17 protein-coding genes and 1 pseudogene are annotated in these 21,493 nt (G+C 58.2%); 13 read left to right on the top strand and 5 right to left on the bottom strand.

Annotated features, from left to right (window positions below):
* Nucleotides 1-22: 22 nt before the first annotated feature.
* Nucleotides 23-1,555 carry an MFS transporter gene (locus tag A3AI_RS0103970; protein ID WP_024514326.1) on the bottom strand — a complete coding sequence of 511 codons (1,533 nt, stop codon included), beginning with the start codon at nt 1,553-1,555 and terminating at the stop codon, nt 23-25.
* 75 nt (nt 1,556-1,630) lie between these two features.
* Nucleotides 1,631-2,416, bottom strand: a complete 786-nt coding sequence (locus tag A3AI_RS0103965; protein ID WP_084800841.1) for a DUF427 domain-containing protein — start codon at nt 2,414-2,416, stop codon at nt 1,631-1,633.
* Nucleotides 2,417-3,222: 806 nt separating this feature from the next.
* On the opposite strand from A3AI_RS0103965, the gene A3AI_RS0103955 reads away from it, so the two are divergent.
* The 6 genes from A3AI_RS0103955 (at nt 3,223) to A3AI_RS0103930 (ending at nt 12,030) form a co-directional block, all read left to right on the top strand.
* Nucleotides 3,223-4,872: a metallophosphoesterase family protein gene (locus tag A3AI_RS0103955; RefSeq protein WP_024514323.1), complete on the top strand. Its 1,650-nt coding sequence runs from the start codon at nt 3,223-3,225 to the stop codon at nt 4,870-4,872.
* A 268-nt stretch (nt 4,873-5,140) separates the two neighbouring features.
* The gene (locus tag A3AI_RS0103950; protein WP_036047427.1) at nt 5,141-6,109 is read left to right on the top strand and encodes an ABC transporter substrate-binding protein; all 969 of its coding nucleotides are present in this window, start codon (nt 5,141-5,143) and stop codon (nt 6,107-6,109) included.
* 406 nt (nt 6,110-6,515) lie between these two features.
* Nucleotides 6,516-7,730, top strand: a complete 1,215-nt coding sequence (locus A3AI_RS0103945) for a DUF3734 domain-containing protein (RefSeq protein WP_024514321.1) — start codon at nt 6,516-6,518, stop codon at nt 7,728-7,730.
* A gap of 129 nt (nt 7,731-7,859) precedes the next feature.
* Nucleotides 7,860-9,644, top strand: a complete 1,785-nt coding sequence (locus A3AI_RS0103940) for a pyrroloquinoline quinone-dependent dehydrogenase (protein WP_024514320.1) — start codon at nt 7,860-7,862, stop codon at nt 9,642-9,644.
* Nucleotides 9,645-10,494: 850 nt separating this feature from the next.
* Nucleotides 10,495-11,511, top strand: a complete 1,017-nt coding sequence (locus A3AI_RS0103935; protein ID WP_024514319.1) for an LLM class flavin-dependent oxidoreductase — start codon at nt 10,495-10,497, stop codon at nt 11,509-11,511.
* Nucleotides 11,512-11,595: 84 nt separating this feature from the next.
* Entirely contained in the window at nt 11,596-12,030 is a 435-nt protein-coding gene (locus A3AI_RS0103930) for a cupin domain-containing protein (RefSeq protein ID WP_024514318.1), read from the top strand.
* A 177-nt stretch (nt 12,031-12,207) separates the two neighbouring features.
* On the opposite strand, the gene A3AI_RS0103925 is transcribed toward A3AI_RS0103930, so the two are convergent.
* Nucleotides 12,208-14,784 carry an ATP-binding protein gene (locus tag A3AI_RS0103925; RefSeq protein WP_036047425.1) on the bottom strand — a complete coding sequence of 859 codons (2,577 nt, stop codon included), beginning with the start codon at nt 14,782-14,784 and terminating at the stop codon, nt 12,208-12,210.
* Between the two features lie 147 nt (nt 14,785-14,931).
* Entirely contained in the window at nt 14,932-15,126 is a 195-nt protein-coding gene (locus A3AI_RS45080) for a hypothetical protein (RefSeq protein ID WP_024514316.1), read from the bottom strand.
* A 170-nt stretch (nt 15,127-15,296) separates the two neighbouring features.
* On the opposite strand from A3AI_RS45080, the gene A3AI_RS42115 reads away from it, so the two are divergent.
* From A3AI_RS42115 to A3AI_RS0103900, 5 genes and pseudogenes are all read left to right on the top strand, one after another.
* Entirely contained in the window at nt 15,297-15,959 is a 663-nt protein-coding gene (locus A3AI_RS42115) for a winged helix-turn-helix transcriptional regulator (protein ID WP_036047424.1), read from the top strand.
* 363 nt (nt 15,960-16,322) lie between these two features.
* Nucleotides 16,323-16,700 (top strand): hypothetical protein, encoded by a 378-nt coding sequence (locus tag A3AI_RS45075; protein WP_024514315.1) that lies wholly within the window; start codon nt 16,323-16,325, stop codon nt 16,698-16,700.
* Nucleotides 16,701-16,803: 103 nt separating this feature from the next.
* A pseudogene (locus tag A3AI_RS49200) lies at nt 16,804-16,937 on the top strand (TrbI/VirB10 family protein); the annotation flags it as partial.
* A 197-nt stretch (nt 16,938-17,134) separates the two neighbouring features.
* Entirely contained in the window at nt 17,135-17,428 is a 294-nt protein-coding gene (locus tag A3AI_RS0103905; protein ID WP_024514314.1) for a hypothetical protein, read from the top strand.
* A gap of 135 nt (nt 17,429-17,563) precedes the next feature.
* A complete protein-coding gene (locus tag A3AI_RS0103900) occupies nt 17,564-18,091 on the top strand; it encodes an MEKHLA domain-containing protein (RefSeq protein WP_051382280.1) in 528 nt (175 codons plus the stop codon).
* Between the two features lie 439 nt (nt 18,092-18,530).
* Here A3AI_RS0103900 and A3AI_RS0103890 read toward each other — a convergent pair whose 3' ends face one another.
* Entirely contained in the window at nt 18,531-19,496 is a 966-nt protein-coding gene (locus tag A3AI_RS0103890; protein ID WP_024514311.1) for a GlxA family transcriptional regulator, read from the bottom strand.
* A 359-nt stretch (nt 19,497-19,855) separates the two neighbouring features.
* Between A3AI_RS0103890 and A3AI_RS0103880 the strand changes: the two genes are divergently transcribed.
* Both A3AI_RS0103880 and A3AI_RS0103875 read left to right on the top strand, forming a co-directional pair.
* Nucleotides 19,856-20,146 carry a hypothetical protein gene (locus A3AI_RS0103880; RefSeq protein ID WP_024514310.1) on the top strand — a complete coding sequence of 97 codons (291 nt, stop codon included), beginning with the start codon at nt 19,856-19,858 and terminating at the stop codon, nt 20,144-20,146.
* A gap of 135 nt (nt 20,147-20,281) precedes the next feature.
* Entirely contained in the window at nt 20,282-21,475 is a 1,194-nt protein-coding gene (locus A3AI_RS0103875) for an MFS transporter (protein ID WP_024514309.1), read from the top strand.
* Nucleotides 21,476-21,493 lie beyond the last annotated feature (18 nt).

Here is a 21,493-nt window from a genome sequence, read left to right as displayed (position 1 = left end):
TTGGCCGGCTGCCGGCAGTATCTTAGCTGCTTGCACGCACACTGCTTGGCTCGATCCACACGCAACCAGCGAGACCGGCAAGAGCGGCGCAACTAGCGGGCACTAGCATTATCGCGTGCAGTGCGCGCTCAAATGCAGCGATCGCCTCCGCATTCGCACCAGGCTGTCCAGACATCACGACGCTTAGGACCTCGTTCGCTTGCGCAGGCGTCGTTCCGGTGAGATTATGCAAAAAATCTGCAAAGAACACCGCCCCGAGCGCGGCGACAGCAAGCACGCCAGCGACTCGAGCAATAGCGTTGTTGACGCCCGAGGCAATGCCGGCATGGGCTTGGCCGGCGGCGCCCATCACAGTCGACGTCAGCGGTGGAACCGTAATTGCCATCCCCGCGCCCAGCAGGAGCATGCACGGAAATACGCCGATCCAGTAAGGTTGCCTGAGATCGACCAACGCAAGCATCGCCAACCCGCAAGCCGCGACGATGGGGCCGGCGGTGAGCAGCACTCGCGGCCCAAAACGGTCAGCAATCGTCCCGGCGAATGATGCCCCGAATCCCATTATCAGGGCAAAAGGCAATAATGCCGCGCCGGCTTGTGTCGCGGAGTAGCCGCCGAGGCGGATCAAGCCGAACGGCAGATAATAGAGCGCACCGCCGAGTGCGAAGTAGAGCAACAGCGTCAACGCGTTCGCTGCTGAAAAGTTGCGTGATCGATAGAGCGACAACGGCATCATCGCCCGCTCCTGGAGATGAGCTTCGATCATGACAAACGACATTAGGAAAGCGGTTCCTACGCCGAGGGCGGCCAGCACTGCTTTGTCCCGGAATCCCACCGCCGGAATGGTGCTCAGACCCCATGTAATCGCAGTAAGGCCAATCGCGACTGAGGTGGCACCGCTCCAGTCGAGTTGCTTCGCGCGGGGATCGCTGCTTTCGCAGCCGAAGCGAAGCGCAAGTCCAGCCGCCGCAATGGCGAGCGGGACGTTGATGAGGAATATTGCCCGCCACGATAGCTGATCAACGAACCATCCGCCCAGCAACGGACCTGCTGCCATCATCAGTGCACCTGCGCCCGCCCATATCCCGATTGCGTGATTCCGCTGCGGCTCTTCGAAGGTCGCGCCTAGCATTGCCAGACTTGCCGGAGTCAACAGTGCGGCCCCCAAACCCTGTACCGCGCGGCTGATGATCAGTACCGCGAGGTTCGGCGACAAGGCGCAGGCGACGGAGGCGGTGGTGAAAACCACGACGCCGAGGACAAAAATCCGGCGTCGGCCATAAAGATCACCAGACGATCCACCGATCAATACGAGCGCACCGAGCACCAGCAGGTAGGCGTTGACGATCCACTGTGTAGCGGCACCGTCTGCATGCAGCGCCCGTTGGATTGCGGGCAGCGCGATGTTCACTACTGAGCCGTCGAGGAGGGCCATGCTGGACCCGACTATGGCCGCCGCCAGCGTCAGCCACTTCCGTCTCTGTGACAGAGCTGCGTCAAAGGCCGGTGTCGCCTCGATGACCCCGGCGTCGCAGGGCGGCCGTGTGAATCCAACCATTGGATGCTCGAGAAGGAGGCCGGTTAGGAGGAGGCGTTAGAAACCGGAGACACCCGGGACACCATGATCTCGACATCAAGAGAACGGCGTGATCGGTCGATCTTGCAGCACCCCACCGACGTACAGGTCGACGTACTCGTTGTAGAAGCTGAGCAGGTTTTCGATCTTCGGGCACTCGGCAATTGGCGCCGGATAACTCCAAACGATGTCCTTGACGAGCTTGTCGCCTACCCGAGCCGACCAGTAGCACGCCACACCTTTATACGGACATCGCGTGGCAGATTCGGTAGGCTCGAGCAAATCCATGCGTACGTCCAGCTTCGGAATGTAATAGCGAGTCGGCAGCCCAGTCTCGAAGAGGAGAATGGGTCGGCGAGTTTCACCCAGTGTCACGCCTCCAATCTCCACGCGCACGTGCTTCGAGCTGTGGACTGTATCGACTCTTGCGTACGGGTCTCTAGGATGAACAAAGACTTGCTCATCCTCCTCGAACCACGCGTCCATCTCATTCCAGTAAAAAGTGAGATGGCCTTCCAGTGCAGCCCGATCGCCAGTGGGTTTGATGTAAGCGCGGGCCGCGTTCTGAGCGATGCGATCCTTTACGACCAAGCGCCAGCGAATGGTATCAGCCGGTTGCTGTGACTGCTCCAGACAGTCCATCCGGACATCCGCAATCGGAAACCAATAAGCCGGCGGCCGCTTCGTTTCATAGACGAGGAGAACGCGCTCGCTGTCGGCGATCAGCTTGCCACCAAAGTACGTCCGTACGCGGCGAGGGCTGCGTTCAATATGTATTCCCTCCTTCAGCCGGGCCCGCTCCCCGGCCGTTGGAACGACCAGTCGTGCGACTGTCTCACTCATCTGGAATCTCCGTTCATTGGGCCTGATGAAGAATGGTTTCTGAGCTGTCCGCGTCCGGAACGTTTGGCGCTCCTGCAAACGTAGATACCATCGCTCCACGAAATCAAGCCGAAGCGGCATGAATTAACTTTCGGCCGGACGCACGAAACAGAGGATGCCAGCCTCGGGCGTGAAGCAGACCACGGCGCGGTTCGTCGGATTGTCGGTTCTGTCGATGATCCTATTCGGCGGGACCCGCAGCCAGAATGGAATCGACATCTTCCAGCGACCATCGATTAACACCTCGTAGCCGTCTCGGTCCTGCCGGAACTCTACCGTTCGGCAATCTGCAACCGAGCAGCACGGCGCGCCCGTGCCTGGTTGCTTTAGGCTGTCAAACCATGGCGCAAGCGCGGGATCACGGTTATCGGGTGGCGCTGCTATCACCGCTTGACTGAGGGCAAGTCCGACCACAATGGCGAATTTCCTGCCAATCCTCCCAGCCGACTCATGATGTGCCCTCGACGCCAACAAAAGAGCAATCCTCCGCTGCACTGCTTACAGTGTCCCGACTGGCAGTCCCTGCCGCCGAGCAATGATCGCTTCTGGCCATATGAGACATGGAGCGCTTCTTGCCACCATCGACTTCACTGAATTCGGCTTCGCGGTAAGAGCAGGTAGCTCCATCTCGGTGACCGGCACGCGGTTGCGTCAATGTTACTTCCTTTTTCGCGGCTCTCATAGAGACTAGGGAGAACGATTGTTTTGGCAATGCCGACGATCGGAGGCCCGCATTGTTGGCAGAGCGTATCCAAGGGAGGCGGCCAATGGCGACCACACGGCGTGAACTCCTAGGTGCCGGAGCTTCGGCGGCACTGGGCTTAATTCCCCCGAGCATGAGAAACTCAGTGCTCGCCCAAACGTCACCGACTGTCGCAACTCCAACAGCGCAGACCTGGGACGACGGCGAACTAACACACCTCCTTCCCACCAGCAGCCATGATCGCATCCTGATAAAGGCGTCGTTCAAACGACCGCTCGACGCGCCGCCAAGTCTCCAAGTTGGCGACCAACGCTTTTCGGGCGTTCGATCAGACACACGAGGTTATTTCTGGCAGTTTCACGCTGGCGACCTCAAGCCGGGAACTTCGTATGAACTTTCATTGACGTCTTCTGACGGTCGCAGCCTCAGTCAATCCTGGAAGTTATCTACGATGCCTGCACCAGACGACCTGCCAAGCAAGCTACGTCTTCTGATTTATTCATGTGCAGGTGGGCACGATCTTTTCAGTGCTGCTCATACCGGTTTCGGGTTCTTGCCTGCCGCCGTTCGTCAGAGGTTGCTGCGACGAGGGCTTTCTTTCGCGCCTGATGCATTGATTGCGAACGGAGATCACGTCTATTGGGATCTTCTTGCGCCGAGAGCCGCGCCGAAACTGGGTGCATCCAAAGCGGCGCTGGAATACGCTCGCTTTGACAGGGATGCGCCTATCCTGGGTGGAGCTAACGAGAGTGCATTGCTTCGCGCTGCGGGCGAGCAGATAACTCCGTTATACGGCACGCTCTGCCGCTCGACACCGGTCTTTTTCTTACAGGACGACCACGACCATTTCGACAATGATGAGGCGACGGACGAGGCTGTCACCTTCCCGCCCGACAATTTCATGCTGCAGTCGGCAAGGGCGACGCAACGTCTCTGGTATCCCGAGTTCCTACCTGACCCGAACCGGTCACCCGGACTTCCAGGGTCGGATGGTCCTGACCAGCCATCCTATCGACCCTCTGGTCTCTCGGAAAGCTTTGGTACCTTGCGCTATGGACGCCTCGCCGAGATCCTCCTCTACGACGTCAGGCGAACGGTTACACTCGCGGGACCGACCGCAGTATTTGTGGCTCCTGATGTGGAAGCTTGGCTAAAAGCTCGCGCCGCAGCGAAGGACGTTGTCCATCTGGTGAATGTCCCTTCCAACCCGCCGGGTTGGAGCGCGGGTAAGTGGGGTGAATGGTACCCTGACCTCTTGGGGCCAGACGGCAAGTTGTCGGAAGAGAGACCAAAGCCTTACTGGCAACGGGGGTGGCTCTCGCAGCATGATCGGCTGATGCAATCGCTTTCAGCGATGCCTGGCCGCATACCGCTTGTCGTTAGCGGCGATCTGCACGCCATCGGCGAAGGTCGGATGTTGCGAAGCGGTCATCTGAACTTCTCCAACAACCCGGTTATAGCTGTTCTCCCTGGTCCCTTGGGCACGAGTGATGGCGGCTGGGCCTCGGAATTCCGTGGCGTAGGCCCAAAGCCACCGCAGCACCTCGACATGGAGGAAACCGTCCCCCCCATAGAAGAGAACGGTTTCCTCGTAGCGGACTTCACCCCCGAAATTATAACGCTGCGCTATTTCAAGTGGAACCAGAAGAGGCAGCCCATCACTGATATCGATACGCTTGAGCCTTTCCATACCACGGAGCTTAGACGTACCTGAGCTTACGGATCACCGGCTCCCTCGCCGGCATCGCTTGAAGCGGGTCCACCGGACCATGTTGCCCGCTAATCGCAGGGACGAATGACCGCTGCTGGCCCTTCTCTGCCATACGAATGAGGCCGGATGTCCGCTTTGCGCCAGGATCTGCCCTCCCCGCCGCGTCGCATTTGGACCCGCTGCAGACATGTGATTCTCGGTGTCAAACCATCCAGCTTTTGGGTAGAATACACTGCTTGAATGCATGGTGCCGTCACAGGCGGGCTGGGCAATGCGACGACGCGACTTCATCAAAATGCTTGCGATTGCGACCCGGGCCGCGGCCGCTGCTGCGCAGCGAAAGATTCCACGGGTTGGTTGGCTCGTGCCAACTACTAAGACGGAGCAGGAAAACCTTGACGAATATCGTCGAGGGATGGATGCGCTTGGTTATCAGGAGGGGCGCACGATCGAAACGACGTACCTGTATGCTGACGGCGAGCCGGATCGTTTGGACAAGCTCGCGAGCATGCTGGTCAAAGAGAACGTCGATGTCATCGTCACCTTCAGCACCCCCGGCTGTCTTGCTGCCAAGCGAGCGACATCGACCATACCAATTGTTTTTGCCGCCAGTAGCGACCCGCTCAGTACCGGCGTTGTGACTAGCCTTAGCCACCCCGGCGGAAACATTACCGGGTTCTCGGTGATGGCGACTGATCTGAGCGCAAAGCGGCTAGAACTTTTGAAGATGGTGGTGCCGGGCATTCGAGACATCGCCGTGCTGTGGGACACATCGAACCCGGGTATGGCGCTGCGCGTACATGAAACTCAACGTGCCGCCGAGCAATTGAACGTTGCCTTTTTGGATTCTGGCGCGCACGACCTTGAAGGACTCGAAGCAACTTTCGCGGCACTATCAAAACGGCGGCCCGCCGCGCTCTTGGTGACGGTAGAGCCATTTACGAGGCTCCACCGAGAGCGGATTCTTGACTTCACCATCAAGAATCGAATTCCCACAATGTTTGAAGACGCCGCCATGGTGCGGACGGGAGGTCTTATTTCGTATGGACCAAGCATCCCGAGTCTGTTTCACGACGCAGCCGGTTACGTGGACAGAATTTTGAAAGGGGCTCGCCCGTCGGATCTCCCTGTGGAGCAGCCCACGAGATTCCAGCTAGTCATCAACATGAAAGCAGCAAGGTCGCTGAATCTTGATATTCCTCCGGAGTTACTCGCCCGCGCCGACGAAGTCATCGAATAAGGACGCAATTGCTGCAGCGCATGAGCCCGTAATGGCCAATCAAAGACTCGCCAGAAGCTGCATAGCGCGAAGTGGTCCTTTCTATTGGACTCGTCGGATCAGGTGCAACGCCCGAGGAGAAATGGGATGAACGATGCGACGCCCAACATCGTTTCTATTTTCCTGGGTTATGTCGTCTGCTTCGGGGTTTCTCAGGAACCGGCTGTCCGCGCGCTCCGGTGACTGCAACCAAATCAGCCTATTGCTGCTGCGAATGCTGCCGAAATCGCATAGCCCGATGACTGGATAGCGAACAGTATCTAACAACGGTTGGAAGCGAGTGTTCGACCAGTAACGCCAATTCTGTAGGCACTTTTGAGGTCGGCCATTGTCGCAAACTGCCGCCTGCAAATCAGGGGTATTCAGTATGACCTCATACCAAACCACCTCTCTGAAAGACACACGGACGCAATTCGAGCAAGTTGTTCTGTTGCTCCAGGGAGGTGGAGCGCTCGGCTCCTACCAAGCTGGGGTATATCAGGCTCTTGCCGAGGCGGATCTTCATCCGAATTGGATCGCGGGAATCTCAATCGGCGCGATCAATGCAGCGATCATCGCCGGCAATGCCCCGAACCAGCGTGTGAATCGATTGCGCGAATTCTGGGAGACCGTCAGCACGTCCCCTCTGGGCATCCCGTATTTCAAATCCATAGAACTTGAAAATGCGTTTGCTCATCACCTTGTCAATCAGGGAAGAGCCGTGAATATCCTCCTGTTTGGCGCTTCGAATTTCTTTACACCCCGTATGCCACCGGCGGCGCTGTGGCCCGCGGACGCACCGGACAAGGCCAGCTACTACGACACTTCGCCACTGAGAGCTACCCTCGAACGTCTGGTCGATTTCGACCGGATCAATGCCGGTGGCATGCGCTTCAGTGTCGGCGCAGTGAATGTTGGTACTGGAAACTTTGCCTATTTCGATACCACCACTGATCGCATAAGGCCTGAGCATGTTATGGCCAGCGGTTCGCTGCCTCCTGGCTTTCCAGCCACCGAAGTCGACGGCGAGTACTATTGGGACGGCGGACTTGTTTCCAACACTCCTCTGCAATGGGTGCTCGACGGCCAACCGCGAAAAGACACGCTCGCGTTCCAAATAGACCTTTGGAGCGCCCGCGGGCTGTTGCCACATGATCTGACTGAGGTGGAAGTCCGCAACAAGGACATCGTATATTCAAGCCGAACCCGCGCAGCAACGGATCAATACAAGCAGACACAGAAGCTTCGTATTGCAATTGCCCATCTCTTGAAGGAGATTCCCGATGAATTTCGGAAGGGTAAGCATGCAAAATTGCTGCAGCAGGAAGCGGACGAGAAGGTCTGCAATATTGTCCACCTTGTCTATCGTGCCAGAAGCTACGAGGGCATCGCCAAGGACTTCCTCTTTTCCCGACGAATGATGGAAGAGCATTGGGAGAGCGGCTACGATGACGCTCGCCGCGCACTTTCGGAACCTGAGGTGATGCGGCGTCCGGATCCGATCGAAGGGGTCCGAATTTTTGATGTTTGCAAAGATGTTCCGACGAGCGAAAACCTTGACGGCCCGTCAGGGCGGCATCAACCGCAGGTGGAGAGACGGTGAGCGAACTTGTCGAACACCAACAATGCGCTGGCGATTATCGCGCGCTCCTTCGGGCTCAAGACCGAAGCGAGCTGCAATATTCGGCGAATACAGCAATGATGGAGTGATGAGGCTACAGAGGATTAACCGATGAGATTTTGGCTTCGCAGTCTCGTAGGCGCAATCGTCGTCGTCGGCATTGCCATAGCAGGCCTGTCCTATGCTTACTGGGACCAAACGGTCTTGATCGGGTCGACGGCGATCAACTACGTGCGTTATTGGTCGGCTCCTGCCGGGACCCTTGAAACGGAAGTCGCCCAGACCGGAACGGCGGCGCAGCCAGCCTCGACGGCTTCGGCACTGCCACAGGTTGCTCCCAGCGGTGCTGCCGTAGACTGGCCAAGCTACAACAAGACTCTGACGTCGAACCGCTTTTCGGAGTTAAGTCAGATCAATAGGACAAATGCCGAGAAGCTCAAGGTTCTCTGCACTTATGATACCGGGGTATATACCGGCTTCAATTCCGGGCTGCTGCAGGTGGACGGCGCGCTGATCTTCGTGACCGCGTTTGACATCTTCTCCATCGATGCTTCGACGTGCCACGAAAACTGGCGCGCCCATGAAGATTACGTTCCTGCGACGCCGCAAGAGGTCAATCGCGGTGCGGCTTATCTCGACGGCATGGTTTTCCGAGGCACCCAAGACGCGCGCGTCCTCGCCTATGATTTCAAGACGGGCAAACGCATCTGGGCAACCGCGATCGGGGATTCGAAGAAAGGTGAGAGCGCGCCTGCGGCTCCGATCGCCTGGAACGGTTTGGTATTCATCGGCAACGCCGGAGGCGACATCAAGGGAGTGAAGGGGCGCATGTATGCGCTTGACGCCAAGACCGGCAAGATCGTGTGGGAGTTCTACCTCGTGCCCAAGGCTGAAGGCGATCCGACGCGCGGACCGCTCGGTGCTTCACCCCTCAATGCGTCGACCTGGAGCAACTCGCTGCAAGGCGTGCCGATAACCGGCGGCGCGACCTGGACTTCATACACGTTGGATCCGGAGACCGGCTTGTTGTATGTGCCGGGCGGAAACCCAGCGCCCGATTTTGCAGCCGGCATGCGTGAGGGATCGAACCTGTATTCCGGCTCGGTCGTCGTCCTCGACGCGATGACCGGAGCTTACAAGAGCCACTTGAAGATCGTGCCGAAAGACTGGCACGATTGGGACGTTTCCGGCGCTCCAGCCATTATCAAGACCGCGGGTGGCAAGAAGGTTCTATCGGTCGCCCCGAAGGATGGGAACCTGTACGGCTTCGATCTCGACACCAATGCGTTGCTCTACAGGTTGCCGGTCACCCGGATGGAGAACGAGAATGCGCCGTTTGTGATTGGCGAGCCCGTCCACTTCTGTCCCGGGTCGACGGGCGGCGCCGAATGGAACGGTCCCGCTTACGATTCCCAATTGAACCTCATTTTCATCGGCGAGGTCGAATGGTGCACCACTGTTACGCTTAAGCCCAGCGAGAAAATCGCCGCCGTGCCGCCTGGCAGACCGTGGTCCGGTGAAGCATCGATCAACCCGTTCTACACGTGGGGCAAGTCCGACCCGGCTTTCGACTGGGCCGGCTGGATCCACGCCGTTGACGCTGACAGCGGCGTTTGGAGGTGGAGAGCAAAGACGAACTATCCCATTCAAAGCGGCATGACGCCGACGGCAGGCGGCATCGTTTTCTTTGGGGACATGGGCGGAAATTTCTACGTGCTTGACACAGCGAACGGGCGCAAATTGTGGGGCCAAAATCTCAACGGCGCGATTGGCGGCGGCGTCATTACCTATTCGATCAACGGGACACAAAAGATCGCCGTCGCAAAAGGTCTCACAGAAATCCTGTGGCCTACCGAAATCACCACTGCCAAGGTATCAGTACTTGGATTGGAGTAAGGCATCGCTTCGCGCTTCGGGCAAGTTGTAGCCTCGCCCGTCATCTTCCCAATGCGAATTACGTCGAGCTGCCGGAAGATGATCACGCGCTGGTCGGCGACACTGATCGTTTGCACGATGAAGTCGAGGAGTTCTTGACCGGCACACGGCCAACTGTTCCGGCGCAATCGCCTGCTGGCAACCGTTCTATTTACCGACATCGTCGAGTCCACGAAGCGCGCGCGTAAGCTCGGTGATCGCGCATGGCAGGACCTCTTTGGTCCGTCACAATCAACTCGTCAGGCCTGAGATCGCTCGATTCTGCGGTCGTGAGATCAAGACGCCGGGTGACGATTTGCTCGTTACGTTCGATGGTCCGGCGCGGGCGTTGCGCCGTGCATCTGCGATTATCGAAGTCATGCGTGGAACAGGTCTCAGCGTGCGTGCGCGCTGGGCATCACAGAGAGGAAGAGGCGATCGGTATTGCGAACAAACGCGATCACAATTGCAGGAGGTTCTCTCTAATTCCGTTTGCGGCGGTCAGACCACTCCGGACAATCCCTTGCACAATATGGGCATATGCCCATGTAGGATCGCATCGTTGAGTAGGTGATGATGCGGACTTCCGTAGAGACAAGCGTGCCAAAGGGCGAATGCTTTGCGACCTCAGTACTCGCGGTTTGGTGCCAAATGGTCGGAGACCCTCCGGGTCACTGTTCTGACGATCGCGCACGATGATCGGCTCAGTAATTTATCGGGATACGCTGTGTGATGACCGGTAGTGTTCTGACTGTAACATGTCTTGAGAGATGCGCACGCGATGCGCAGCGTGGTTACGAGGCTGCTTTACACACGTAAGAGAGAGTCTGCTATGGGCACGCCGCTCCCGATATCGGTCCTCGATTTTTCGCCAATGCGTGACGGCGAGACGGCAAGCGATTCCCTGCGCCGAACCGTCGAACTGGCGCGACAGGCCGATTCGCTGGGTTATCGGCGCTTCTGGTTCACCGAGCATCATAATGTACCACGCCTGACCAATGCAGCACCGGCCGTCGTGCTCGCGCACATCGCCAGCGTAACGAGATTGATCCGCGTTGGCTCCGGGGGGGTGATGCTGCCCAACCATTCGCCGCTGGTTATTGCCGAGCAATTCGGAACACTGGCGGGGCTGCATCCCGGTCGGATTGATCTCGGGATCGGGCGCGCCACGGGCGGACCTGGTGCGGATTCCGAGATATTCCAGATGCTACGCAAGCCGCCCGATGCGCGCGGTCGTTTCAAACGAGACCTCGACGAACTTCTCGCGCTGCTCGGTGAACGGCGGGCGGACGATGCGCCGTACGTCCCTGCGCGGGGCCTCGATGTTCCGGTGTGGCTTTTGGGATCGTCGACATCGTCGGCGGCGCTGGCCGGGAAGCTTGGCCTGCCGTTCTCCTACGCGAGCCATATTGCGCCCGAGGACCTGCAGGTCGCCTTGCGCGCCTATCGGACAAATTTCCGAGCTTCCAGAACTCTGGAGCGCGACTATGCGATGGTCTCTGCCTTCATCATTGCTGCGGAGACCGATGCTCAAGCCCAGGATTTGTTGGCATCTATCCGGCCGATCCTGCTGCAATGGTTTCGTAAGACAAGCGTGCCACGGCCGCCGGACAATGTGACGACACCCGCTGCAGCGGCAACGGCTGAGCAAGACCTGCCCTATGCTATCGTCGGCTCGCCGGAGACGGTGCGATCCGGTATCGAGGCCGTGGTGCGAAAGACGCAGGCCGACGAACTGATAGTCATCACGCTGATCCGCGACCCCGTTGCTGCCTCCCGCTCCTACGAGATCGTTGCCAACGTCTGCGGGAACATCACCCGTGAGCCAGCGACATCAGCCACTGGCTGAGCATGCAGGAGTTCCGATGTCGTCGACATTTCCTACACAATCGCAGCGGCCAATCGCCGCCTTTTGCCAACCATTGGAGCGAAAATGAAACCTGGTGTCACCACGGAATTTGAAACGACGGAATTCGCAGGAATAACCGCTAAGATCATCAACCCCTATCCCGGCCCGTTCACTGTCCTCGACATGACTATCAAGCCTGGTTTCGGCGCGCCGGCGCATATCTCATCGACCGAAGACAAGCTCTTTATCGTGATCGAGGGGCAACTCAAGTATCTCATCGACGATAAGACCGAGACCGTCCGGTCTGGCGCCCGCGTGATAATTCCAAGGGGTGTCGTTCACGGCTTCACAAATGTCGGCGTCGGTGATGCGCGGCATATCCTCGTGTCCACGCCACGCCGCCACGAGGAATTCTTCCGCGACCTGCACAACATACCGGAGCCACGTGAGCGTCACATGGACCAACTGCCGGCCATCGCCCGACGTCACGATCAATCTATCGTCGGGCCGCTGCCGTAACCTTGTTCCCCTTCTTCTGTCCGTAAACAGATCGCGCGGCAGTTCTGTTGGCGATGCGCTGCTGCCGTGACGCTCCTAAGGCGAAACCATCATGGCAACGAACCCAACCGTTGTTGCGAATAGGCGAGTTGACCATTTCTCAGCAGCCGCTGTTTTCGACCATAACGACGTCCGACTCTATTTAGCCCGCGGGTCGTTACATTCGCGCAAAATTGACTGCAGGCGCCGGACCAGGTCCGACCGGCGGAATGGCTTGTCGATAATCGGAAACTCGCCTGCAGCTTGGTGGCGTTCCAGCACATCGCCCGCGTAGCCGGAGGTGAGGAGGATCTTGACGCTCTCATTGCGGCGCACCAGCTCGCGGGCAAGCTCGACACCGCTCATACCATTTGGCATCACAATATCGCTGAACAGGAGATCGAACGCCTGCCCACTTTCCACGATCTGGATCGCTTCCGCGCCGTTACGAGCACAAAGGACCTCATAGCCGAACGTGGTCAGCATCTCCGAAGTGACTCCCAGCAAGTCCTCATTATCCTCAACTACCAGGATTCGCTCCGAGCCTCCGGGTACGGCTTGCGCTTTGACAGCTTCAACCTCGGCATTGCCGTTTTGTGCGGCTTTAGGAAGATACAACGCGACCGTCGTTCCCACGCCCGGCGCGCTCTCAACCGTGGCGTGTCCGCCGGACTGCCGAACGAAGCCGTAGACCATACTGAGGCCAAGCCCTGTCCCTTTACCGATCTCCTTGGTCGTGAAGAACGGCTCAAAAACCCTGTCTCGCACTTCGGGAGGCATCCCGTGACCAGTGTCCCTGACGGACAACCGGACATACGATCCGGACGCGCATCCAGCGGCACATTCGTCGAGAACGACGTTCTGCGTCTCGATCTCGAGCACGCCACCATCTGACATGGCGTCGCGCCCGTTTAGCGCCAGGTTCAAGAGTGCGGTCTCCAGCAGCGACGGATCGACATTGCATAGCCACAATCGTTCATCGGTCCGCAACCGGATCTCGCATTGTTCGCCAAGGGCTTGCCGGATCAGCTCCTGAAAGCCGCGAACGAGCTTATTGGCGTTGACCAGCTTTGGACTCAGCTTCTGCTGCCGCGAGAAGGCCAGAAGTTGCGCGGTCAGCTTTGCCCCGCGATCGGTTGCGCGCCGTGCGGCGGCGGCGAGCTTCCGGACCCGGCCAATATCCCTTGCGTGCTCGATGAGTTCGAGGTTACCGGAGACGACGGTGAGCAGATTGTTGAAGTCGTGCGCGACGCCGCCGGTGAGCTGGCCGACAGACTCCATCTTCTGGCTCTGGTGCAGCTTCTCTTCGGTCTGACGTCGCGCCTCAAGGGCCTGCTTGTGCTCGGTGATGTCGCGAAAGAAGATGGCGAGGCCATCGCTCGTGGGCGACGCATTGACCTCATGCCAAACAGCGTCGTGAGTACGATACGTTTCAAACGAGACCGGCTTATGCTGCTCGATCGCTTGGGCAAGCAGCTTGTAAGGCTCCGCATCGTCAGGTTCGAAGACCGCTTCCTGCAGTTTAATACCGATGAGCTGGCGCCCTTCGGCGATCTGAGCTCTCGCGCGCTCATTGTAGAATGCAATACGGAAATCTCGATCGACGGTGATAACGCTGTCGGCCGTACTCTCGAGGATCATCGTGATCCGCGCCGCGGCTTCTTCGGCTTTCTCCTTCTCCTTGCGCAATTCCCGCTCATGATGCTCCAGCGCATCGGCCATTGTATTGAACGCGTCGGCGACCTGACCGATCTCGGACCTGTCCCGGATATCGACACGTCGTGCATATTCACCAAGCCGCCACTCGTTCGCGGCGTCGACCAATCGGCCAAGCGGACGACGGATAAATCGCCGTGCAGCCGACCATGTGAGGATCAAGACCAACGAGGTACTGACGACGATCAAGACGGTGCCGCGCAGCGTACGGTTTTTTATCTCGGTGAATGCCCGCTCCTTGTCGAAACCGAAGCTGACCACGAGCCCTCCGGAATCACCCTCTAAAGCCGAGTGACCAATGACCCGCTCCACACCGTCGACGTCGACCATATCAACTGCGGCCGGACCGCGCTGGGTCAGGTATCTATCTCGGGTCATCCTGGTCCCAACGAACCGCCCGTTATCTGGGTAACGAGCCAGATAGGTGCCGTTGCGGTCCGTGATCGCAATGGCAGCTCCCGGCGGCGCACCTTTCAGAGCAATGTAGGTTGCAAGCCAATCCAGGCTGAGACTCGCCTCGATAACGCCGTCCAACTTACCGTCGTCCCCGCGAAACGGTAATGCAAATTGAATGACGTTCCGGCCGCTCGTAAGACCGATCGAAAACTCTCCGACCGTGAAGGCACCCGTACTCAGGGCATTCGAGAAATAGCCTCGTACCGAGATATCCGTCGGTCGGTGAATATCGTTTGTGTCACAGAAGGACTGACCATTCGAATCGGCGACAAGAAAGGTAATGAAAGCCGGAAAACGCTGTTTTACGGCGGCGAGGTACGCGTCACACGCCTCACTGTCCTTGGCCTTTATCGCCGGGAGTAACGACAACGCTATCAAGACTTGACGAATGCCCTGGACGATCTGCCGTTGCTCTGCCGCCGCGAGCTTTGCCATGTTCAGCGCTTGACCTTGAACGTCGATCTGCCGCGCGCGACGCAAGTCGAATTCGTTATATGCTTGGATTGCGATCACCGGTAGCAGTGCGATAGCTACTAGGGCAAACAGGCGTGATAAGAAATTCAATCCCCAACCCTACCTTTACACGCATTTATCCACACAAGGCCGACATTTTGACGAGCGCGCGAACCCGATCAGGCATCTGGTCAGCGGCGTGCCGCGCGACGAAGCCGCCATGGCAATGTCCAACCGGACGATGTCCCGCAATTCCCCCTAAAACATGAGATTGGTGACATCAGCGACATGGGTGTCGAGGTTGACGTCGCGGCTCCGAAGATGGGAGCGCACTCCGACACCTGTCAGCGTCGGCGTGAACAGGCGGTGTCTCTCATGAGCCAGCAGACGACGCACGCGCGACCAGGACCAGCTACGGTGCCGCGAGCCGCGGACGGGGAGGAAAGCGGTCATTTCAAAGTATTCCTTGCAGCGCGAACGTCGGGACCGCGAGGCGTCGCTGAATGCGACGGCAACGACGCCGCGGATCGCGGCGTTACGCCGAGATTTAGGCGGCGTCGACCGTTGGGCCAAGTCTGTTTTACAGACTGGCGGTTTCGCCTGCCGATAACTAGGTGAACTCCATGTCGGTCAGCTATGGTCAGTTCTGCCCGGTCGCGAAGGCATCTGAAATTCTAGCCGCTCGCTGGACTCCGTTGATCGTGCGTGAACTGATGGAAGGTGCGTGCAGCTTCAATGACATCCGTCGCGGCGTGCCGCTGATCTCCCGGGCGGTCCTGGTCGCGCGGCTGCGCGAGCTCCAGGCGCATGGGATTGTTGAGCGGAGGCAGCGCGCCGGAGGCGCCGGTCACCAATATGGTCTGACGCCCGCCGGGGAGGCCTTGCGCGCGGTCGTCGCCGCGCTCGCGCAGTGGGGACTGACCTACACGCAGGATCGGATCAATCACTCCGATCTCGATCCGGCCCTTCTGGTCTGGGGATTGCGGCGGCGTGTCGACATGAAGGCGCTGCCGGATCGTCGCATAGTCGTGCGTTTCGACTTTTCAGGGGTACCGGCGAGCCGCACGAAGTTCCGGATCATGTGGCTGATCCTGGGACGATCCAGTGTTGACGTCTGCATGAAGGACCCGGGATTTCCCGTCGACCTCACACTTCGAGGCAATATTCGGGACTATGTCGACGTCTATCTCGGCCAAGTTCGATGGAAAGATGCGGCCGGCACCGCCTTGCACTTCGAGGGCGATCGTCAGATCGCGAAGGCCCTTCCTCGCTGGCTGCAATTATGAAGCGGCGCGCGGCTGAAACCCTCTCCGACATCCAGCCACAATCGATTTGACGAAATCGACTAATTCCGAAAGATCGCAGGCGTTGTGGAGTTTGAAGGTCACGACCTTTTTATTCCTTCGTTACCGCCGTCGGGACTTTAAGTTTTGGCTCGAGGCTCCCACGTGCGGGATTAAAGGACGATCATCATGCAAAAGCGTCCCTTCCAAGGTTAGTTTGGAGCAAGTTAACGAGCGGCTTGGTCAAGTTGTCGGACGTCCGATAAGCCGCGCCGTCAGCGACGCCAATAACCACAGCGGTGACGACTTTAAGTCTTGATCAGGATCGTCGCTAGATGGGTTCTGTACAGCGACAAGGAGATCACTATGTCAATCCGAAACATGCTCTTCGTCACCGCATTCGTCCTTGCCTCGTTGGGGGCCGCGCATGCCGACGGCGTGCGTCCGATGGAGGCCAAGAGCGTCGATCTTGGCGGGATATCCGGTATCGCCTACTATACCATCGAGCGAGATGGGCTTCATGTCGTCACAACTCTTGCGCAAGGCGAAACGGGTGTTCCGTTCCGTGTCGTGTCAGTGCTCGCACCGGGCCAGAGTGTAGTCCTCTCGGCACAAAACGTTGCTGGTGTGATCGAGATCAGGCGGAACGGCGACAGCCTGTCCGTCCGCAGTACGATCGCGGGCACTGAAGCGGTGCTGCCGACATCGAATCCGACAGAGGGCAATAGAGCAACTACGCACTGACGACCGGTTTCCATCAAGAAGCTGGCGCTCGTCAACAAGAGTTCGACACGTCATCGAAGGCGATAACCCGCATGGCGGCCCCTTAAGCCCTTGGTCAAAATGGCAAGATCGCAAACTTCTCTTCGTCAATGCATCCGTTGACCGACGCACCACAGCGTCTGGCTGGCCATCTCGTTTGTCCTGCAAGCGGGTAGGGTTATTTCGGCCGCGCTCATCACGGGCACCCGTTCGGATCTTCGCACCAATCCCTTGCGACGTCGTCTGGTCCAATGAATCGAATGCTGACGAATACAGCGTTTTTGCCAGCAGCTGCGAAACATGTCTCTTGGCGCAAATTACAGCAAAAATGTCATTTCCGCCCATAACGCAGATGTGGGACGCGCCATAAGTTGGTTTGGCATCGTCATAAACAATCGACGGCAAGGAGAATAATCATGAAGTTTTTCGCGATCGGCAACGTTATCAAACCGATGTCCGATGAAGACAGGAAGCGGATTATGCCGGGTGAAGTCCGGGACACGCTTCAGCTCTACCTCGACGGCAAGATCGAGCAATTTTGGATTCGCGAAGATAAGCCCGGCGTGATCTTTCTCATCAATGCAGACTCGTCCGAGCACGCCAAGAAGATCACCGATGGGCTGCCGCTCGTGCCCAACGGTTTCCTTGCATTCGACATCTTCCCTGTCGGGCCTCTCGCGCCGCTCGGTTTGCTGATCCAAGGCAAGTAAGCGGTGGTGTCCGGGAAGCTCACCGTCCTCATTGCCGGCGCTACCGGGGCAACCGGTGGCGTCGCCGGGCCGCAGCGCAGCCCGGCCCCAAGGGGATCTGGGTAAGAGATCTCGACAGCTAACGGTAGGTCTAGCATGGATATTTACGACAACTCAGATGCTCGCGATCTTAGGACGGATCAAGAATTCTTCGCCCTGATTACGAAAAGCTTTGATCGTATTGTCGGAACGCCGCTCGTTCCGAACGGCAAAGGTCCGCATTGGCTTTATAAAGATGCTCCATTTGTGGTGCTCGCCCAGAACAGACAGCCAGATCCGAGATTCATCTATGCTAACCATACCGCGCAGTCCTGCTTTGGTTACAGCTGGGAAGAGTTCATCACGCTTCCGTCTCGCCTGTCGGCCGAAGAACCGTTTAGGGCGGAACGGCAGCGATTGTTGGACGCTGTCACCACCAATGGATTCATTGACGACTACCGTGGTTTGAGAATAGCGAAATCTGGCCGCCGCTTTTGGATAGAGAAGGCAATTGTTTGGCAACTGGTCGACGATCATGGCCGGCCGTTCGGCCAAGCTGCGACGTTTTCGACCTGGAGCAACGCGGAAGGCAGTAATCCGGAAGGCGCGGCCTCTGCTCCAAAGTTTGGAGATGGCGCGATTTGAATCGCGCAGGCAACCGAAGCCGTTCCGCACTTTGTCCGGTGACTTTCCAAGTCGGCCGAAGGGGCGAGGCTGATGCCGCGTTGATTGACTTCAGGTTGATCATGTTGATCGCCGCCCCTGCGGCCAATTTGCGCGTCGCAATCAACGCGCGAACACTGGCGTCGGCCAAGCGTTGTTGCCTGCCGCGAGATGGCAAGCACCACGCGCTCATGATCATTCGTGACTTAGATAACTCCAAGGCTTGATTTGGTCCAGGTGGCGATCAAAAGCGAGAGGCAATGCGCGGCGCAACGAGCGATTTCATTCCCTGCGACCGAACCCCGGCTTCTAGAGAACTCGGGTTGGACGATGACTGTGATTTCGAAGACTGTCGACCGGCTCGACCATCGTTGTCTTCCGATCCTGGTGAAAGATGGCTTATTCTCAAATTGCCTCGTGCTTAACGAAGGCTGGCGCGAAGCTCGCGCACTCCGCGTCCCAAGCGCTCGCGCAACAGCGTGCGTAACGTGGTCGCGTCGGCGTAGCCTACCTCGGCCGCGATCGCATCGACATCGAGGTGACCGCCGTGGAGCAGAGACTGCGCGCGTTCCACCCGTAGATCCTGAAAGTAGGCCAGGGGCGATTTGCCGAGCACCGCTTCACAGCGGCGTTGAAGAGTCCGCGGAGTCACTGCCAATGCTTCAGCAAGTTCTTTCAACGAGAAGCCATCCTTGAGATGATCGCGCGCCCAGCGTTCGAAACGCTCAATGAGAGGATCGGCCTCCGCCAAATGATTGGGAATGATATAGGCCGCCTGCAGGGTACGCAGGTCGGCGAGAAGATAACGCGACACTACGGACGATAGCTCCGGGCTGGCCTGGCGTATCAACCACAGCGCAAGATCGAGATGTCCCATGGCCGCGCCGGACGTCACGCCGATGTCCGATGCCACGAGCATTCTGGTTTCGTCGAGCAAGACATTCGGGTAGCGTTGGCGGAATAACGGCGCAAGCCACCAAGTCGTCGTTACCTCCCGATGATCGAGAAGTCCCGTTTCCGCCAGCACAAATGCGCTGATGCAGGAAGCGGCAATGCGGGCGCCTCCTTCGTGCCATTTGCGTAATTGCCGCTTCACCGGGGCGATATCGCGCTGCCCAAGCCTTGTGATCAGTTGATCCGGTCGCCCAGTGCTCAGTGCTGGCATAATGACCCAGTCCGGCTTCAAATCGGGCGTGATGGTGTTGACGGGTATTATGAATCCCTGGCCAGAGCGAATGCGCTTCCGTACGCCGACGATCGAAACATCAAAACGAAGTGTGCCGCCCATCTGCGCCGCTGAAAATCTATCGGCAAGCTTCAATGCATCGAGAACGATGGCAAGCCCTGTGTCCCAAAAACTCTCAAGTGCAAGGACGACAATTTTCATGACCTAACATGCCTCAACGATAGCATTCGCGACACAAGGTCCCCTGAATATCTCGGCATTTCTGGTGATCGGACTCGAGGCCTAAAACATGACGCCGAGCCGAGGAGAACGCTTTCTTTTGTGGCGAAAGTCTCACGTCCCTCTTTTTGAGTCAATGTCGCTAATGACATCAAAAATGTCGTATACGACGCTATTGAAGCCGTACCGGCCTGCCTCCTCTCGGCGGATATCAAAAATCGCATTACGAATGTCGTCAATGGCATCAAATATGTCGTTTACGACACTACGATCAAGGCGGATGACCACTTAATTTGGTTGCGATCGAAGTACGCTTCGAAGCCACGTTAAGGAGATGACCCATGAAAGTTTTCGCGATTGCCTCCGCCAGCCCGGCGCTAACACCTGACCTCATCAAAGTGCATCTTCCGACCGAAGTCCCGGCGACACTCAAGCTCTATCTGGATGGTAAGGTCGAGCAGTTCTGGTTTCGCGAAGGCTCCGGCCCGATCTTCTTAATGAACGTCGCTTCCGTTGATGAAGCCAAAGAAACGCTGAGCAAGCTGCCGTTCGTTGCCGACAAGCTCATGTCCTACGAGTTTCTGCCGGTGGCCCCGTTGATGCCGCTCGGCATGCTCATTCAAGGCAAGTAGGCGAGCGTATCCTTAGCGGCGCTCCCAGCCGGTCGAGCCGGCGCCGCCGAACCCAATTCTCCTCCGAGGTAGCATCGATACGCCTTGTGCGATCGAGGCACCTCGCGAGGAACCAAACAAACAATGAGACCAGCGATGGACACGAGACTGCTTATTCTAGCCCTTGGCATGTTTGCGCTCGGCACCGACAATTTCGTTGTTGCGGGCGTGCTTCCCGAAATGTCCCGAAGCTTCGACGTCAGTATTGGTGCGGCAGGGCAGTTAACGACCGTGTACGCCGTGGCGTATGCGCTACTGTCTCCGACTATCGCCGCTTTGACAGGGCATATCTCGCGAAAGGTGCTGCTGATCACGGGGCTCATCGTTTTCGTGCTTGCAAACCTCGGCACGGCAATGGCTCCGAACTTCGCGCTGGCGATCGTTTCACGCGTGGTGGCGGGATTGGGCGCAGCACTCTTCTCGCCGACCGCGACCGCCGCGGCTGCTTCGATCGTCCCGGCAGAACGTAGGGGTGTTGCGCTCTCTGTGGTGACCATGGGCTTGACGATCTCCACGGCGCTCGGCGCTCCGATCGGAACCTTGATCGGAGGACTGACCGATTGGCATTGGACCATGGTGTTCGTAGCCCTGCTTGCGGGTATGTCAGCGATCGGCATCTCGGTCCTGCTTTCTCACATACCGATGCTGCCGGTCATTTCGTTGCGTCAGCGCCTTTCGCCTTTGGCTGATACGCGTATGGGCCTCACGCTTGCGACCACGTTCTTGTTCTTGGGGGCGGCCTACACGATCTACACCTATCTTGCTGTCGTATTTGATCGCGCGACCGATGGTAATCCGACCAACTTGGCAGGGCTGCTCGTGCTCTGGGGTGTCTCAGGGACGGTCTCGACATTCGTGGTTGGCCGACTGATCGACGTTATCGGAAATGGTAGAGTGCTGGTCACTTTGCTTGCGTTCCTGATGATCGACTTCGTGTTGTTGCCGTGGACCAGCGGTAGCCTTGTAACGGCTATTCCGGCCATGCTGGTTTGGGGATTCTGCGGTTGGGGCGCCGTCGTGCCGCAGCAGCACCGCATCGTCAGCATCGCGTCGCACATCGCTCCGCTCGCGCTGGGCCTGAACAACACTGCAATGTTCCTCGGTGTGACGCTGGCCGGCTTGATCGGGGCGGCTGGAATTCACCTCTTCGGCAGCTACGCCTTGGGCTACATCGCCGCAGCGCTCGCCGCCGCGGCCCTGATGGCGGCAGAGATTGCCGCCCGCAAGATCGCGGTGTCGGCTGCGCCTTCTCTAGCGCCTGACAGTCATGCTGGACAAAGCAAGGCCTAGTTTGCGCCGACCTAGTCC

The sequence above is a fragment of the Bradyrhizobium sp. Tv2a-2 genome (assembly GCF_000472425.1).
Taxonomy (GTDB): domain Bacteria; phylum Pseudomonadota; class Alphaproteobacteria; order Rhizobiales; family Xanthobacteraceae; genus Bradyrhizobium.
The sequence above is the reverse complement of the archived record's forward strand: the minus strand, read 5'-3'. Positions and strand labels throughout refer to the sequence as shown.

Bases quoted from the DNA above. Each gene is read 5' to 3' on its own strand.
- A3AI_RS0103875 (WP_024514309.1), top strand. From the start codon at position 20,282: ATGGACACGAGACTGCTTATTCTAGCCCTTGGCATGTTTGCGCTCGGC.
- A3AI_RS0103935 (WP_024514319.1), top strand. From the start codon at position 10,495: ATGGGCACGCCGCTCCCGATATCGGTCCTCGATTTTTCGCCAATGCGT.
- A3AI_RS42115 (WP_036047424.1), top strand. From the start codon at position 15,297: ATGTCGGTCAGCTATGGTCAGTTCTGCCCGGTCGCGAAGGCATCTGAA.
- A3AI_RS0103955 (WP_024514323.1), top strand. From the start codon at position 3,223: ATGGCGACCACACGGCGTGAACTCCTAGGTGCCGGAGCTTCGGCGGCA.
- A3AI_RS0103950 (WP_036047427.1), top strand. From the start codon at position 5,141: ATGCGACGACGCGACTTCATCAAAATGCTTGCGATTGCGACCCGGGCC.
- A3AI_RS0103970 (WP_024514326.1), bottom strand. From the start codon at position 1,555: ATGGTTGGATTCACACGGCCGCCCTGCGACGCCGGGGTCATCGAGGCG.
- A3AI_RS0103890 (WP_024514311.1), bottom strand. From the start codon at position 19,496: ATGAAAATTGTCGTCCTTGCACTTGAGAGTTTTTGGGACACAGGGCTT.
- A3AI_RS0103945 (WP_024514321.1), top strand. From the start codon at position 6,516: ATGACCTCATACCAAACCACCTCTCTGAAAGACACACGGACGCAATTC.
- A3AI_RS45075 (WP_024514315.1), top strand. From the start codon at position 16,323: ATGTCAATCCGAAACATGCTCTTCGTCACCGCATTCGTCCTTGCCTCG.
- A3AI_RS0103900 (WP_051382280.1), top strand. From the start codon at position 17,564: ATGGATATTTACGACAACTCAGATGCTCGCGATCTTAGGACGGATCAA.
- A3AI_RS0103940 (WP_024514320.1), top strand. From the start codon at position 7,860: ATGAGATTTTGGCTTCGCAGTCTCGTAGGCGCAATCGTCGTCGTCGGC.
- A3AI_RS0103880 (WP_024514310.1), top strand. From the start codon at position 19,856: ATGAAAGTTTTCGCGATTGCCTCCGCCAGCCCGGCGCTAACACCTGAC.
- A3AI_RS0103905 (WP_024514314.1), top strand. From the start codon at position 17,135: ATGAAGTTTTTCGCGATCGGCAACGTTATCAAACCGATGTCCGATGAA.
- A3AI_RS45080 (WP_024514316.1), bottom strand. From the start codon at position 15,126: ATGACCGCTTTCCTCCCCGTCCGCGGCTCGCGGCACCGTAGCTGGTCC.
- A3AI_RS0103930 (WP_024514318.1), top strand. From the start codon at position 11,596: ATGAAACCTGGTGTCACCACGGAATTTGAAACGACGGAATTCGCAGGA.
- A3AI_RS0103965 (WP_084800841.1), bottom strand. From the start codon at position 2,416: ATGAGTGAGACAGTCGCACGACTGGTCGTTCCAACGGCCGGGGAGCGG.